The organism is Actinomadura craniellae, from assembly GCF_003289645.1.
Lineage (GTDB): Bacteria > Actinomycetota > Actinomycetes > Streptosporangiales > Streptosporangiaceae > Actinomadura_D > Actinomadura_D craniellae.
In genome coordinates, this window is the sequence record NZ_QLYX01000002.1 from 505633 (window position 1) to 518658 (window position 13026).

Annotated in this window: 11 protein-coding genes; 2 read left to right on the forward strand and 9 right to left on the reverse strand. The window is 72.3% G+C overall.

Going from position 1 to position 13026, the window contains the following annotated elements; genetic code table 11:
• Window positions 1-5: 5 nt before the first annotated feature.
• The 6 genes from DPM19_RS05850 to DPM19_RS05875 form a co-directional block, all read right to left on the reverse strand.
• Window positions 6-1151: an AAA family ATPase gene (locus DPM19_RS05850; RefSeq protein WP_111863735.1), complete on the reverse strand. Its 1146-nt coding sequence runs from the start codon at window positions 1149-1151 to the stop codon at window positions 6-8.
• The gene (locus tag DPM19_RS05855; RefSeq protein WP_111863736.1) at window positions 1148-2047 is read right to left on the reverse strand and encodes a DUF4132 domain-containing protein; all 900 of its coding nucleotides are present in this window, start codon (window positions 2045-2047) and stop codon (window positions 1148-1150) included. The genes DPM19_RS05850 and DPM19_RS05855 overlap by 4 nt, the downstream gene beginning before the upstream one ends.
• 87 nt (window positions 2048-2134) lie before the next feature.
• Window positions 2135-3964, reverse strand: a complete 1830-nt coding sequence (locus DPM19_RS05860) for a phosphoenolpyruvate carboxykinase (GTP) (RefSeq protein ID WP_199484881.1) — start codon at window positions 3962-3964, stop codon at window positions 2135-2137.
• A gap of 250 nt (window positions 3965-4214) precedes the next feature.
• Window positions 4215-5273, reverse strand: a complete 1059-nt coding sequence (locus DPM19_RS05865) for an ABC transporter ATP-binding protein (RefSeq protein WP_111863737.1) — start codon at window positions 5271-5273, stop codon at window positions 4215-4217.
• Complete coding sequence (locus DPM19_RS05870; RefSeq protein WP_407642480.1) at window positions 5270-6049, reverse strand: ABC transporter permease; 780 nt, start codon at window positions 6047-6049, stop codon at window positions 5270-5272. Before DPM19_RS05870 ends, DPM19_RS05865 begins: the two co-directional genes overlap by 4 nt.
• 182 nt (window positions 6050-6231) lie before the next feature.
• Window positions 6232-7275 carry a fatty acid desaturase family protein gene (locus tag DPM19_RS05875; RefSeq protein WP_111863739.1) on the reverse strand — a complete coding sequence of 348 codons (1044 nt, stop codon included), beginning with the start codon at window positions 7273-7275 and terminating at the stop codon, window positions 6232-6234.
• Between the two features lie 266 nt (window positions 7276-7541).
• Between DPM19_RS05875 and glnII the strand changes: the two genes are divergently transcribed.
• A complete protein-coding gene (gene glnII, locus DPM19_RS05880) occupies window positions 7542-8570 on the forward strand; it encodes a glutamine synthetase (RefSeq protein ID WP_233509866.1) in 1029 nt (342 codons plus the stop codon).
• A 272-nt stretch (window positions 8571-8842) separates the two neighbouring features.
• On the opposite strand, the gene DPM19_RS05885 is transcribed toward glnII, so the two are convergent.
• Both DPM19_RS05885 and DPM19_RS05890 read right to left on the reverse strand, forming a co-directional pair.
• Window positions 8843-9442, reverse strand: coding sequence for a Uma2 family endonuclease (locus DPM19_RS05885; RefSeq protein ID WP_111863741.1), 600 nt, complete (start codon window positions 9440-9442; stop codon window positions 8843-8845).
• A gap of 97 nt (window positions 9443-9539) precedes the next feature.
• The gene (locus DPM19_RS05890) at window positions 9540-10706 is read right to left on the reverse strand and encodes a nucleoside 2-deoxyribosyltransferase domain-containing protein (protein WP_111863742.1); all 1167 of its coding nucleotides are present in this window, start codon (window positions 10704-10706) and stop codon (window positions 9540-9542) included.
• 111 nt (window positions 10707-10817) lie between these two features.
• Between DPM19_RS05890 and DPM19_RS05895 the strand changes: the two genes are divergently transcribed.
• On the forward strand, window positions 10818-11525 hold the full coding sequence (locus DPM19_RS05895) for a hypothetical protein (protein WP_146778749.1): 708 nt from the start codon (window positions 10818-10820) through the stop codon (window positions 11523-11525).
• A gap of 53 nt (window positions 11526-11578) precedes the next feature.
• On the opposite strand, the gene der is transcribed toward DPM19_RS05895, so the two are convergent.
• Window positions 11579-12991 (reverse strand): ribosome biogenesis GTPase Der, encoded by a 1413-nt coding sequence (gene der / locus DPM19_RS05900; RefSeq protein WP_407642481.1) that lies wholly within the window; start codon window positions 12989-12991, stop codon window positions 11579-11581.
• Window positions 12992-13026: the final 35 nt, after the last annotated feature.

Below are 13026 nucleotides of genomic sequence, written 5' to 3' on the forward strand. Positions count from 1 at the left end.
CCCTGTCACTCCGGCTCGCCGAGGACGTGCCGCAGTTCGTACAGCCGCTTCCACATGCGGGCGCCGCCCTCCGCACGGCGGCGGACGGCGGTGTCCCAGTAGGCGAGCAGCCGTCCCTGGTCGGCCGGGTCGTCCTTGCGGACCACGCCGAGCAGGTAGCCGGGCACCAGCGACAGCGGGTCGGGGACCCGTAGGTAGGCGCGCTGCAGACCGAGGTCGGTGGCCACCCCGACGGCCTCGGCGGTGCTCATCACGGTGGCCGGCCGCTCGACGCTCCAGCCCTCCTCGGCACGGCCCGAGCGCAGGTCGCGGAACGCGGTGACCAGCGCCTCCAGCACGGCGTCGTCGACGTCGAGGGGGCGGCCGTGCCGTTCCAGCGCGGCCGCCGCCCGGCCGCGGACCAGCGCGACCTCGGCGGCCAGGTCGCCGATCGGCGGCACGGTCTCGAAGTTGAAGCGGCGCTTGAGGGCGGCGCTCATCTCCGACACGCCCCGGTCGCGCAGGTTGGCCGTGCCGATCACGTTGAAACCGGGCCGGGCGAACACGGTCTCGCCCAGTTCGGGGACCGCCATCCGCCGGTCGGACAGGATCGACACCAGCGCGTCCTGCACCTCGGGCAGGCAGCGGGTGATCTCCTCCACCCGGACGAGCCGCCCCTCGCGCATGGCGGTGAGCACCGGCGAGGGCACCAGCGCCTCCTCGCCGGGCCCCTTGGCCAGCAGCAGCGCGTAGTTCCAGCCGTACCGCAGGTGGTCCTCGGTGGTGCCGGCGGTGCCCTGGACGGTCAGCCCGCCGCCGCTGATCGCGGCGGCCAGCAGTTCCGAGAGCATCGACTTGGCGGTGCCGGGCTCGCCGACCAGCAGCAGCCCGCGGTCGCCCGCCAGGGTGACCACGGACCGCTCGACCAGCGCGCGCTCCCCCACGAACTTGGCGGTGATCTCCAGCGCGGCGGGCAGGTCACCGGCCGGCCCGGGCAGCCGCAGCCGCTCGCCACCGGAGCCCGTCACGAACGTGACCACCGCGGCGGGGGTGAGCCGCCAGCCGGGCGGGCGCGGCCCGGTGTCGTGGGCGGCCAGGAAGTCCAGTTCGGCGGCGTACCGCCGCTCGGCGGCCTCGACCTGCCGCTCGGCCTGCGGTTCGGCCTGGGTCACGGGGTCTCCTCGCCCTCTTCGGCCACCCGGCCGGCGTAGATGAGTTCGGCCAGCCGGACGCCCTCGGACCAGGCGACCGGCCCGACGTCGGACAGCGGCAGCGCCCGCTCGTCGGCGTCGACCCAGATCAGGTCGCCGGTCCAGGCCGGCGCGTCGGGCGTGTCGGAGCCCACCCAGTAGCGCGCCTGTACCGGCACCCCGGCGTCGTAGGCCCGGCAGACCGCGTACCCGCCGCGGACCTGGAACCCGAACCGGGTGGCCCGGGCGGTGGCGTGCCGCAGTTCCTTGAACTCGCCGCCGCCGTAGGAGTCCAGCCGGCGGGCGGTGCCGTCCAGGCCGGCCGGGCGGCGGTGGACCTCCCGGGCGAGTTGCGGCACCGTCTGCCGGACGCCCAGTTCCACCGCGAACTCGCGCAGATCGTCGAGGTCGTCGAGCAGGACGGGGTGCGGGATCAGCACGCTGTCGGGTTCCAGCCACCGGGTCTCGGCGTCGAGGTCGACGATGCCGAGCCGCCCCTTGGCGTCGACGTCGCGCAGCAGGCCCGCCGAGCCGTCGGCCCCGACCACCGCGAGGTTCTCCAGCGGGACCCGCCAGGCGGGGTCGGGCCAGATCTCGACCAGCACGTTCCGGGGCACCGGGAACGAGCCGAGCATCCACGACTCGACGGTGGCCCGGCAGTCGGTCTCGTGCCGGACGAGCCAGTCGCGCAGCGCGTACAGGTGCTCGGCGGCCTCACTGTCGCGGGCCTTCTTGGGAACCGACTTCAGTTCCCGTCCCTTGGCGTTGCGGCACACCAGGGTGGAGCCGTCGAGCGCCAGTTCGTATCCGTCGGCGGCGGGAATCCAGACCCGCTCGCCGGTGCTCTCCGCGACCGGCGGAGCGTTCTTCTGCGGCATGGCCGGAATCCTGGCAGATTCCCCCGACAATCCAGGCGAAAACGAGGACGGGACCGCCCCCCGAGGCGGTCCCGTCCTCGAACCGGGCTAACCGAGCCGGTTGACCAGTGCCTTGTGCTCGTCCCACAGTTCCCTGGGCAGGTGGTCGCCGAAGGTCTCGAAGTGGCCGGGCACCAGCGCGGCCTCCTGCTTCCAGATCTCGGTGTCCACCGTGAGCAGGGTGTCGAGATCGGCGGCGTCGATCTCCAGGCCCTCGGTGTCGAGCGCCTCCCTGGTCGGGACGTGCCCGATGGGCGTCTTGGCCGCGTCGGCGCGGCCGTTGAGCCGTTCCACGATCCACTTGAGGACCCGGCTGTTCTCGCCGAAGCCCGGCCAGATGAACCGGCCGTCCGCGTCCTTGCGGAACCAGTTCACGTAGTAGATCCGGGGCAGCTTCTCGGCGTCGGTGGACCGGCCGATCTTCAGCCAGTGGCCGAAGTAGTCGCCCATGTTGTAGCCGCAGAACGGCAGCATGGCGAACGGGTCGCGGCGCAGTTCACCAACGGTGCCCTCGGCCGCGGCGGTCTTCTCCGACGCCACGTTGGCGCCGAGGAAGACGCCCTGCTGCCAGTCGAACGACTCGGTGACCAGCGGGACGGCGGTGGCCCGGCGCCCGCCGAACAGGATCGCTGAGATCGGCACGCCCTTGGGGTCCTCCCACTCCGGCGCGATGATCGGGCACTGCCCGGCCGGGGTGGTGAAGCGGGCGTTGGGGTGCGCGGCGGGCTCGCCGGACTCCGGCGTCCAGTCGCGGCCCTTCCAGTCGGTCAGGTGCGCGGGGGGCTCGTCGGTGAGCCCCTCCCACCACACGTCGCCGTCGTCGGTGAGGGCGACATTGGTGAAGATGCTGTTGCCCCACAGGGTCTTGATCGCGTTGGCGTTGGTGCCCTCGCCGGTGCCGGGGGCCACGCCGAAGAAGCCGGCCTCCGGGTTGATCGCGTACAGCCGGCCGTCCTCGCCGAACCGCATCCAGGCGATGTCGTCGCCGATGGTCTCGACCTTCCAGCCGGGAATGGTCGGCTGGAGCATCGCCAGGTTGGTCTTGCCACAGGCGGACGGGAAGGCGGCGGCCACGTAGCGGGTCTCGCCGGTGGGCGGGGTCAGCTTGAGGATGAGCATGTGCTCGGCCATCCAGCCCTCGTCGCGGGCCATGGTGGAGGCGATGCGCAGCGCGTAGCACTTCTTGCCGAGCAGCGCGTTGCCGCCGTAGCCCGAGCCGTAGGACCAGATCTCCCGGGTCTCCGGGAAGTGCGAGATGTACTTGGTCGAGTTGCACGGCCACGGCACGTCCGCCTGGCCGGGCTCCAGCGGGGCCCCCACCGAGTGCACGGCCTTGACGAACGAGCCGCGCTCCTCGATCAGCCGCAGTGCCGGCGTGCCCATCCGGGTCATGATCCGCATCGAGACGGCGACGTACGGCGAGTCGGTGATCTCAACGCCGAGCTGGGAGATGTTGCCGCCCAGCGGGCCCATGCAGAAGGGCACCACGTACATGGTGCGGCCCCGCATCGAGCCCTTGAAGATGCCGGCGAAGGTGGCCCGCATCTCGGCGGGCGCGATCCAGTTGTTGGTGGGGCCTGCGTCCTCCTCCTTCTCCGAGCAGATGTAGGTGCGGTCCTCGACCCGGGCGACGTCGCTCGGGTCGGACGCGCAGTAGAAGCTGTTGGGTCGTTTCTCTGAGTTGAGGCGCCGGAAAGTCCCCTGCTCCACGAGGAGGTCGGTGAGCCGCTCCCACTCGGCGTCCGAGCCGTCACACCACTCGACTCGGTCCGGTTGGGTGAGCTCGGCGATCCCGCGTACCCAGTCGAGCAGTTCGGCATGACTGGTAGGGGCCTGGTCAATACCGGAGATGGACGGCGCGGAGACCTGGTCGGACACGGGCAACTCCTTTTGCTGTTCGCAGGATCTTTGCATCATGAACAAAAGCGAATGGTTTTGCCATTTGGTCCAGACCAATTCCCGCCGCATTTCCCCGTAACTCGGCGGGAGTGTGACTCATCTCACCATATGGACCGCACCATTGTCACCCTGAGTGATGTAATTCGGTACACAGCGTCACTGATGTGAACGCACCGTGAAGCCCGCATGTGACAGGCACCTCGCCCCGGCAACGCGCCCGTCACATTCGTCACGCCGGGTAGGCGTGGGTCTCGGTCGCCTTCACCGCGGCCCAGACGGCGACGCCCTCGGCGAGCCCGAGTTCGGCGACCGCCGCGGGGGTGACATCGGCCGCGGCGGGCAGCGGGCCGCCGAGCCGCACCCGCACCCGGTCGCCCTGCCGCTCGATCCCGGCGATGGTGGTATTCCACACATTACGCGGACTGCCGTGCGGACGGGAACGGTACAGCGCGACCGCGGCAGGGGCGAACACCACGAACACCTCGCCGTCCAGCGCCTCGGCCGCGTCCAGTTCGGCGCGTTCCACCGTGACCGTGTGCCCGCGGGCCGTGCCCCGGTAGAGGTTCAGCCCGACCAGCCGGGCGACGTAGCCGGTCCGGGGTCGCCGGGCGACCTCGGCCGGCGACCCCTCCTGGACCAGCACCCCCTCCTCCAGGACCACCAGCCGATCCGCGAGCGTCATCGCGTCCAGCGGGTCGTGGGTGACGAGCACGGTGACGCCGTCGAAGTCGGCCAGATGCCGGCGCAGCCCGGACCTGATCTCCAGCCGGGTGTGCGCGTCGAGGGCGGCCAGCGGCTCGTCGAGCAGCAACAGCCCGGGCTCCGCGGCCAGCGCGCGGGCCAGCGCCACCCGCTGGGCCTGCCCACCGGACAGCGCCCGGGGCCGGACGGCGGCGTACTCGGCCAGGCCGACCCGGTCCAGCAACGCCGCGGCCCGCCGCCGTGCCTCCCTGCGGCCCACCCCCCGGCAGCGCGGGCCGAAGGCCACGTTCTCCAGGGCGCTCAGGTGCGGGAACAGCAGGTAGTCCTGGAACACCATGCCCACCGGCCGCGCCTCCACCGGCAGGGGATGCAGCGCGGTGCCGCCGAGCCGGACGTGCCCCGCCGTCAGCCGCTCCAGGCCGGCCAGCGCCCGCAGCGCCGTGGTCTTGCCCGCGCCGTTGGGGCCCAGCAGCGCGACCACCTCACCGGGCGCGGCGGCCAGCGCCAGGTCCAGCGCGAACCGGCCCGCCCGGGACTCGCGGTGGACGACCAACCGCGCGTCCAGCCCCCCTGTCCCCCGGTTCATCCGGCCCTCGCCCCCAGCCCCCAGTGGTCCCGCAGCAGCGCGAGGACCGCGACCGAGACCACCAGCAGCACCAGGCTCAGCACGATGGCCGCCTCCGGGTCGGTCTCCAGCGCCAGGTAGACCGCCAGTGGCATCGTCTGCGTGCGGCCGGGGAAGTTCCCCGCGAAGGTGATCGTCGCGCCGAACTCGCCGAGCGCCCGGGCCCAGCTCAGCGTGGCGCCGGCCAGCACCCCCGGCGCGATCAGCGGCAGGGTGACCCGGCGGAAGGCCGTCCAGCGGGACGCGCCGAGCGTCGCCGCGGCCTCCTCGTACCGGGAGTCGGCGGCGCGCAGCGCCCCCTCGACGCTGATCACCAGGAACGGCAGCGCCACGAACGCCTCCGCGACCACCACCCCGGCGGTGGAGAACGGCAGCGTGACACCGAAGGCGGCCTCCAGCCACCGGCCGAGCAGCCCCCGCCGGCCGAGCAGCATCAGCAGCGCGACGCCCCCGACCACCGGGGGCAGCACCAGCGGCACGATCACCAGGGCGCGCACCAGCCCCTGGCCGGGGAACCTGGTCCGGGCCAGCAGCCAGGCCAGCGGCACGCCGAGCACCAGGCAGAGCGCGGTGGCCAGGGTCGCGGTGACCAGCGAGAGCCGCAGCGCGGCCAGCACCTGCGGTTCCGCCAGCCGGGCGCCCAGGGTGGACCAGGGGGCACGGACGAGCAGCCCCGCCAGGGGCAGCACGAGGAACGCCAGCCCGGCCAGCGCGGGCACCAGGAGCGCCCAGGGCACTCCAGCCCGGCGCCCGGTCACAGCGCCTCGAAGCCCGCCGCGGGCGGCACGGCGGGCTTCGGGCCGGACGGTGCGAACCGGAGGGTCTCCACCGGCTCAGGATAGGGCCCGGCATCTTGCACCTTCCAGGCTTCCCCCTCGGATCGGCAGGTGCCCGCCGGGGGAAACCGCCGGTTTCCCTCCTATCCGCGAGGTACGGCTTCCTCCTGCCCCTGGCGGCGCAGCGGTTCACCGACCGCGCGCAGGTGCCCCAACGCCAGGGCGTAGGAGTCGAGCGGGCCGGTCTCGGCGTAGGGCAGGCCGAGCCGGGCGCAGTGCTCGCGGACCAGCGGCTGCGCGCGGCGCAGGTTGGGCCGCGGAATGCCCGGCAGCAGGTGGTGCTCGATCTGGTAGTTGAGCCCGCCCAGGAGCCAGTCGGTCACCGGACCGCCGCGGACGTTGCGCGAGGTGAGCACCTGCCGGCGCAGGTGGTCCCAGTCCTCCTCCTCGCCGGGCATCTCCATGCCCTTGTGGTTGGGCGCGAAGGCGCAGCCCAGGTGCAGCCCGAACAGCGCCTGGTGCAGCGCCATGAACGCGACGGCCTGCAGGGGGGTCAGCACGGCGAAGGCCAGGACCGGGTAGCCGATCGCGTGCACCGCGAGCAGGGATCCCTCGACCAGCCGTTCCCGGCCGGCCCGGTTCCGCAGGTCGAGGACGCTGGTGATCTGCAGGCTCAGCCCCTCCAGCAGCAGCATCGGGAAGAACAGCGCGGCCTGGTGCCGGGCCAGCCAGGCCGTGGCCCCGCGCCGCTCCCCCGCCTGCTCCGGGGTCCACACCAGGGCGCCGGCGCCGACGTCGGGGTCCTTGCCGACGTGGTTGGGGTGGGCGTGGTGACGGTTGTGCTTGTCGACCCACCAGCCCCGGCTCATGCCGAGCATGACGTTGCCGAGCAGCAGCCCGAGCAGCCGGTTGGCGCGGGCGGTGCGGGCGATCTGGCGGTGACCCGAGTCGTGCCCGAGGAAGCCGGTGCGGGCCGACAGCACGGCGGCCGGCACGGCCAGCAGCAGTTGCCACCACGTGTCACCGAGCATCGCGAGGGCGATCCAGATCGCCGCGGTGCCCAGCAGGTTGAGCCCGATGGACAGGGTGTAGTACCCCCTGCGCCGATCGAGCAGCCCGCTGTCGCGGACCTGCCGGGCCAGCGGGGCGAAGTCGCTGCCGCGCGGCACGGTGAGAGTTTCGGGCATCGAGAGGTCCTCCGCTTCCTGGGTGATCGCTCGCATAGAAGGTAGGAAGCGAAGCCCCGGCAGGGCGCCCCGCCAGGGAGCCAGGTGCGGTCTGGCTCTCAGGTCCCGGATCCTCCTCCGAGGACCGAATCAGCCACCCCAAAACCAGCACTCTTCGTAGTTGTCGCAGTTCACATGGGGGTTTACATGTCGTTCACATTCGGGCAACAGATCCGAAATTCTCCATTGGGAGCCTCTGGACGGCCGAAAAGAGCCGGCTCGCTGTGATGAAGGGACCGACGTTGACCTACAAGGCCGAGTACATCTGGATCGACGGAACCGAGCCCACCGCAAAGCTCCGTTCCAAGACCAAGATCCTTGCCGACGGCGCCGACCTGCCGACCTGGGGCTTCGACGGCTCCAGCACCAACCAGGCGCCCGGGGACTCGTCCGACTGCGTGCTCAAGCCGGTCTTCTCCTGCCCCGACCCGATCCGCGGCGGCGACAACAAGCTCGTGCTGTGCGAGGTCTACCTGATCGACGGCACCCCGCACCCCAGCAACACCCGCGCCAAGCTGCTGCCGGTCGCCGAGCAGTACGCCGACCAGGACTCCTGGTTCGGCATCGAGCAGGAGTACACCTTCTTCCAGGCAGGCCGGCCGCTCGGCTTCCCGGTGACCGGTTTCCCCGCCCCGCAGGGCCCCTACTACTGCGGGGTCGGCGCCGACGAGGTCTTCGGCCGCGAGATCGTGGAGCAGCACCTGGACGCCTGCCTGGCCGCCGGCCTGAAGATCTCGGGAATCAACGCCGAGGTCATGCCCGGCCAGTGGGAGTTCCAGGTCGGCCCGGCCGGACCGGTCGAGGTCGCCGACCACCTGTGGGTGGCGCGCTGGCTGCTCTACCGGATCGCCGAGGACCACAACGTCGCGGCCACCCTCGACCCCAAGCCGGCCAAGGGCGACTGGAACGGCGCCGGCGCGCACACCAACTTCTCGACCAAGGCGATGCGCGAGGGCTACGCCCCCATCATCACCGCCGCCGAGTCCCTGGGCGAGAAGGTCAAGGAGCACATCGCCGCCTACGGTTACGGCATCGAGGAGCGCCTGACCGGCCTGCACGAGACCGCCCCGTGGAGCGAGTACAGCTACGGCGTCTCCGACCGCGGCGCCTCGGTCCGCATCCCGTGGCAGGTCGAGGTCGATCAGAAGGGCTACCTGGAGGACCGCCGGCCCAACGCCAACTGCGACCCCTACCAGGTCACCCGGGTGCTGGTCGACACCTGCTGCGCGGCGCTGGAGAAGGCCGGGCAGGTCTGACAGAGGCTCCGGCCGGTCACCCGACCGGTCGGCGGGTACGAGGGGATCCCGGGGCGGGGCGCTTCCGGGGTCCCCTCTCCCATTCCCGCGGACGGTGGCACTCGGCTCCAGCGCCCTATGGACTGACCTGTCGCCGAAGCCCACGCCAAGGGATTCGAAAGGCCCGCCCACGTTCGCCCGTCAAGGCATTGGGACCTCCCGCACCACTGCGGCAAACCGTTATCAGGCCCCCGGAAAACGGTACAGAAAGCGCAAAGAAGCCCTAGGGCGATTCACCGGCGCCGACGACCGACCAGTTCCGCGGGATCGAACCGGACCGGGAAGGGCTCGGTCAGCGCCACGGTCTCACCCGCCGCGGCGTTCACGACGCTCACGTACTTTCCGTCCCGGAGGGCGAGTACCTCGACGTGCGGCGGGTTCGGCCCCGCCAGTTCGATCCGCAGGAAGGTACCGATTCCTGCCTCGGCGTACAGCCGCGGCTTGTCCTGGTAGTCGCGCCGCCGGTTGCCCATGCTGACGATCTCGGCGACCGCGTACACCTCGCCGGGCTGGAGCACCGCCGCCGCCCCGAGCAGCACCTCGGCGTCGCCCACCAGCACGTCCGGTACCGGCACCTCGTCGGCCGTCCGCACGCCGAACGCCTCGACGACCTCCATGTCGCCCGGTGCGGCGTCGTCCAGGATCCTGACCAGCCGCTTGGCGCAGATCTGGTGGATCGACAGGGGGGTGGGGCTCACTACAAAGCTCCCGTCGATGAGCTCGACCCGCTGCCCGACGCTCTCGGGCAGGTTCATCCAGTCCTCGACGGTGTAACCGCCATGCGACGGCTCCGCTGGTAGCGGCATCGCCATGCCGCCCTCACCTCCGTCCATGTGCCCAGTGTGGCACGTACGAGTGTGGGGGCACCCGCACCGGCAGCGATCGTTCAGTGACGTCGAGACCACTCCAAGTTAGCGGCAGCAGGCCCGCCTACCGGCCGGTTTCCGGAATTCGGGGACGGTCGGCGAAGAAGGCTTCGGCGAGCATGCCGAGGGTGGACCAGTCCACCAGGCGGGCGTGGACGATCTCGCCGTAGGTGGCGACCTCGGGGTAGGTGCGTTCGCCGTCGGCGGCCGTGCCGTGCGGGCCGCCGGCGCGCAGTACCGCCAGTTCCCCGGCGGTGAGCTCGGCCGAGAACAGGTGGGCCCGGTAGGACGACAAGGTGGCGGCGACCTGGCGGGAACCGTGCGCGCGCAACCGGTCAGGGGTGATCCGCAGGCCGGTTTCCTCCGCGACCTCGGCGACCGCGACGGCCGGCGGGTCGCCCGGACCCGAGCCGCCGGGCAGTTCGTGCACGAAACCGTCCGCGGTGGCGCCGGGGGTGCGGAACTCCCGGACGAGCACCACCTCGGTGTCCGCCGGAGTCACGCCCGGGCGGTACAGCACGACGACGCTGACGTCCGGGCGCAGCAGCACGACCTCGTTGTCCTTCACCCGGTCCTCCGCCGCGACGTGCACATGGGCCCGGAGCAGCCACAGCCGGTTCGCGGGGGCCGCCCATTCCAGCCGGGCGGCGCGCAGCGCGTTCCCCGCCCCGCGCTGCGCCGCGTACCAGGCCTGGAAGGACGCCGTCCGCCAGACCAGCAGGGGGACCTCCCGCTCACCAGCCGCCCGGCGCGCGCCCGCACCGATCCGGCGCAGCGCCGCGGCGGCCGCGTCACCCGGCGTGGTGGCGGTGGGCACCCCGGACACGCCGGCGTAGTGCAGCAGGTAGCGGTTCTTCGGCGCGTCCGGCGGGGCACCGAACACGGCCCGGCCGCTGTCGTGCCACATCCCCCACTCCACGTTGGTGGTGAAGGCGGGCAGGGTGACCAGGTCGCGGGGCACCCAGAAGATCACCTCATCGGCGAGGTTGAGGCAGCGCTCCTCCCAGCCGACCTGGCCGGTGTAGTCGTCGTGCAGGCCGTCCCAGTGCTCGGGCGAGAAGACCACCAGCCGGCCCGGCCCCGGCCAGCGGCGGCGCAGCTCACCGATCATCTCCGGCCGCCAGGAGAGGACGTCGGGCGAGCGCGGCGTGGGGCCGGCCAGGAACACCGCGGCGTCCCACTCCCCCGGCGGCTCCTCCAGCGCATACACGACCGTGACCTCGCCGCCCATCGGTTCCTCCCGCTCCGCCGTCCGCCCAGGTGATTGTCCCGCAGGGCATGGAGCGGCCCTGGACGGGTAGGGAGTGCGCGCACCCGACCCCGGTCAAGGAGATGTGTCCAGATGGCAGGGAAACTGAGAGTGCCGCGCAGCAGGGGCGCACTGAGCGGTGTCCTGCTGGTGTTGGCGGGGCTGTGGGGCGGGCTCATCCCGTTCATCGGCCCCTACTTCAACTTCGCGTTCACCCCCGACGAGCCGTGGGTGTGGACCGCGAACCGGTTCTGGCTGAGCGTGCTGCCCGCCCTGGCCACCGTGCTCGGCGGGCTGATCCTGCTGTTCAGCGCCAACCGGATCATGGCCATGCTCGGCGGCGGGCTGGCCGCGCTGGGCGGCCTGTGGTTCATCCTCGGCGGGCCGCTCAGCACGCTGTGGACCGCCACCGGCGTCCCCGCCACCGGCACACCGGTCGGCGGCCAGACCCGGCGGCTGTTCGAGCAACTGGCCTTCTTCGAGGGCATCGGCTCGCTGATCCTGCTGCTGTCCGCCCTGGCGCTCGGCCGGCTGGCCGTGGTCGGGGTGAAGGAGGCCCGGATGGCGGCCGAAGGGCACGCCCGGCCCGGGCGCCACGAACGCGGCCGGGTACCCGAACCGGTCCGGGAGCCGGTCCAGCAGGCACCCGCCCGGGAGCCGGTGCGGCAGGCGCCGGCCCGGGCCCCGGAGGGACAGGAGTCGGGCGCCACCGTGTCGCCGCGCGGCCGGTACGCCCGCCCCGAGCAGCCCGAGCACAAGGAGCACTGGGTGGACAGGGTGCGGCACCTGGTGCACCGCTGAACCCGCGTCCCGGGGCGCCCGAAGCGCCCCGGGACGGTGCTCGACCGCCGTGTTCAGCCGCGCCGCTTCCCGCGCTTCTCGCGGATCTTCATGGTGATGTCGATCGGGCTGCCCGCGAACCCGAACTCCTCGCGGAGCCGGCGCTCGATGAACCGCCGGTAGCCCTCCTCCAGGAACCCCGAGGTGAACAGCACGAACCGGGGCGGGCGGACGCTCGCCTGGGTGGCGAACAGCACCTTCGGCTGCTTGCCGCTGCGCACCGGATGCGGGTGCGAGGCCACCAGTTCCGCGAAGAACGCGTTCAGCTTGGCGGTCGGTACCCGGGACCCCCAGCTTTCCAGCGCGGTCTCCAGCGCGGGCACCAGCTTCTCCACATGCCGGCCGGTCTTGGCCGAGACGTTCACCCGGGGCGCCCACCGGACGTGGTGCAGCTGCCGGTCGATCTCGCGTTCGAGGTAGTGCCGGCGCTCCTCGTCCAGCAGGTCCCACTTGTTGAACGCCAGGACCAGCCCCCGGCCCGCCTCGACGACCATCGACACGATGCGCAGGTCCTGCTCGGCCAGCGGGTCGCCGGCGTCGACCAGCACCACCGCCACCTCCGAGCGCTCCAGCGCCGACCGGGTGCGCAGGGTGGCGTAGAAGTCCGCGCCCTGGTTCTCGCGGTGCCGCCGCCGGATACCGGCGGTGTCGACGAAACGCCAGGTCTTGCCACCCAGCTCGATCAGCTCGTCGACCGGGTCGCGGGTGGTGCCGGCCACGTCGTGGACCACGGCCCGCTGCTCCCTGGCCAGCTTGTTGAGCAGGCTGGACTTGCCGACATTGGGCCGTCCGACCAGCGCCACCCGGCGCAGGCCGGACTCGGCACCGTAGTCCTCGGGCGGGGCCTCCTCCGGCAGCGAGTCCAGGATCGCGTCCAGCAGGTCGCCGCTGCCCCGCCCGTGCAGGGCGCTGACCGGCCAGGGCTCTCCGATGCCCAGCCCCCACAGCGTCGCCGCGTCGGCCTCGGCGGCGGTGTCGTCGACCTTGTTCGCGGCCAGCACTACGGGCTTGCCCGAGCGGCGCAGGATCTCCACCACGGCCTCGTCGACGTCGGTGGCACCCACCGTGGCGTCCACCACGAACACCACCGCGTCGGCCAGTTCCACCGCCAGCCGGGCCTGCTCGGCGATGGCCGCGGCCAGCCCCACGGCGTCGGGCAGCCAGCCGCCGGTGTCGACCACCGTGAACCGGCGCCCGCCCCAGTTCGCGTCGTAGGCGACCCGGTCGCGGGTCACCCCGGGCACATCCTCAACGACGGCCTCACGGCGGCCCAGGATCCGGTTGACCAGGGTGGACTTGCCCACGTTGGGGCGGCCCACGATGGCCACCATCGGGGCCGGGCCCTCCTCGTGCCCGGCGCCGATCTCCGGCCCGAACTCGTCGCCGGCCAGATCCGGCCGCACCACTTCGATGTCGTACTCGCTCACTGCTTCTCCGGTTTCGCGGTCGTCCTGCCGTACCA

Coding starts and splice junctions, on each gene's coding strand:
- DPM19_RS05855 (WP_111863736.1), bottom strand. CDS start 2,047: ATGCCGCAGAAGAACGCTCCGCCGGTCGCGGAGAGCACCGGCGAGCGG.
- DPM19_RS05865 (WP_111863737.1), bottom strand. CDS start 5,273: ATGAACCGGGGGACAGGGGGGCTGGACGCGCGGTTGGTCGTCCACCGC.
- DPM19_RS05875 (WP_111863739.1), bottom strand. CDS start 7,275: ATGCCCGAAACTCTCACCGTGCCGCGCGGCAGCGACTTCGCCCCGCTG.
- glnII (WP_233509866.1), top strand. CDS start 7,542: ATGAAGGGACCGACGTTGACCTACAAGGCCGAGTACATCTGGATCGAC.
- DPM19_RS05885 (WP_111863741.1), bottom strand. CDS start 9,442: ATGGACGGAGGTGAGGGCGGCATGGCGATGCCGCTACCAGCGGAGCCG.
- DPM19_RS05890 (WP_111863742.1), bottom strand. CDS start 10,706: ATGGGCGGCGAGGTCACGGTCGTGTATGCGCTGGAGGAGCCGCCGGGG.
- DPM19_RS05895 (WP_146778749.1), top strand. CDS start 10,818: ATGGCAGGGAAACTGAGAGTGCCGCGCAGCAGGGGCGCACTGAGCGGT.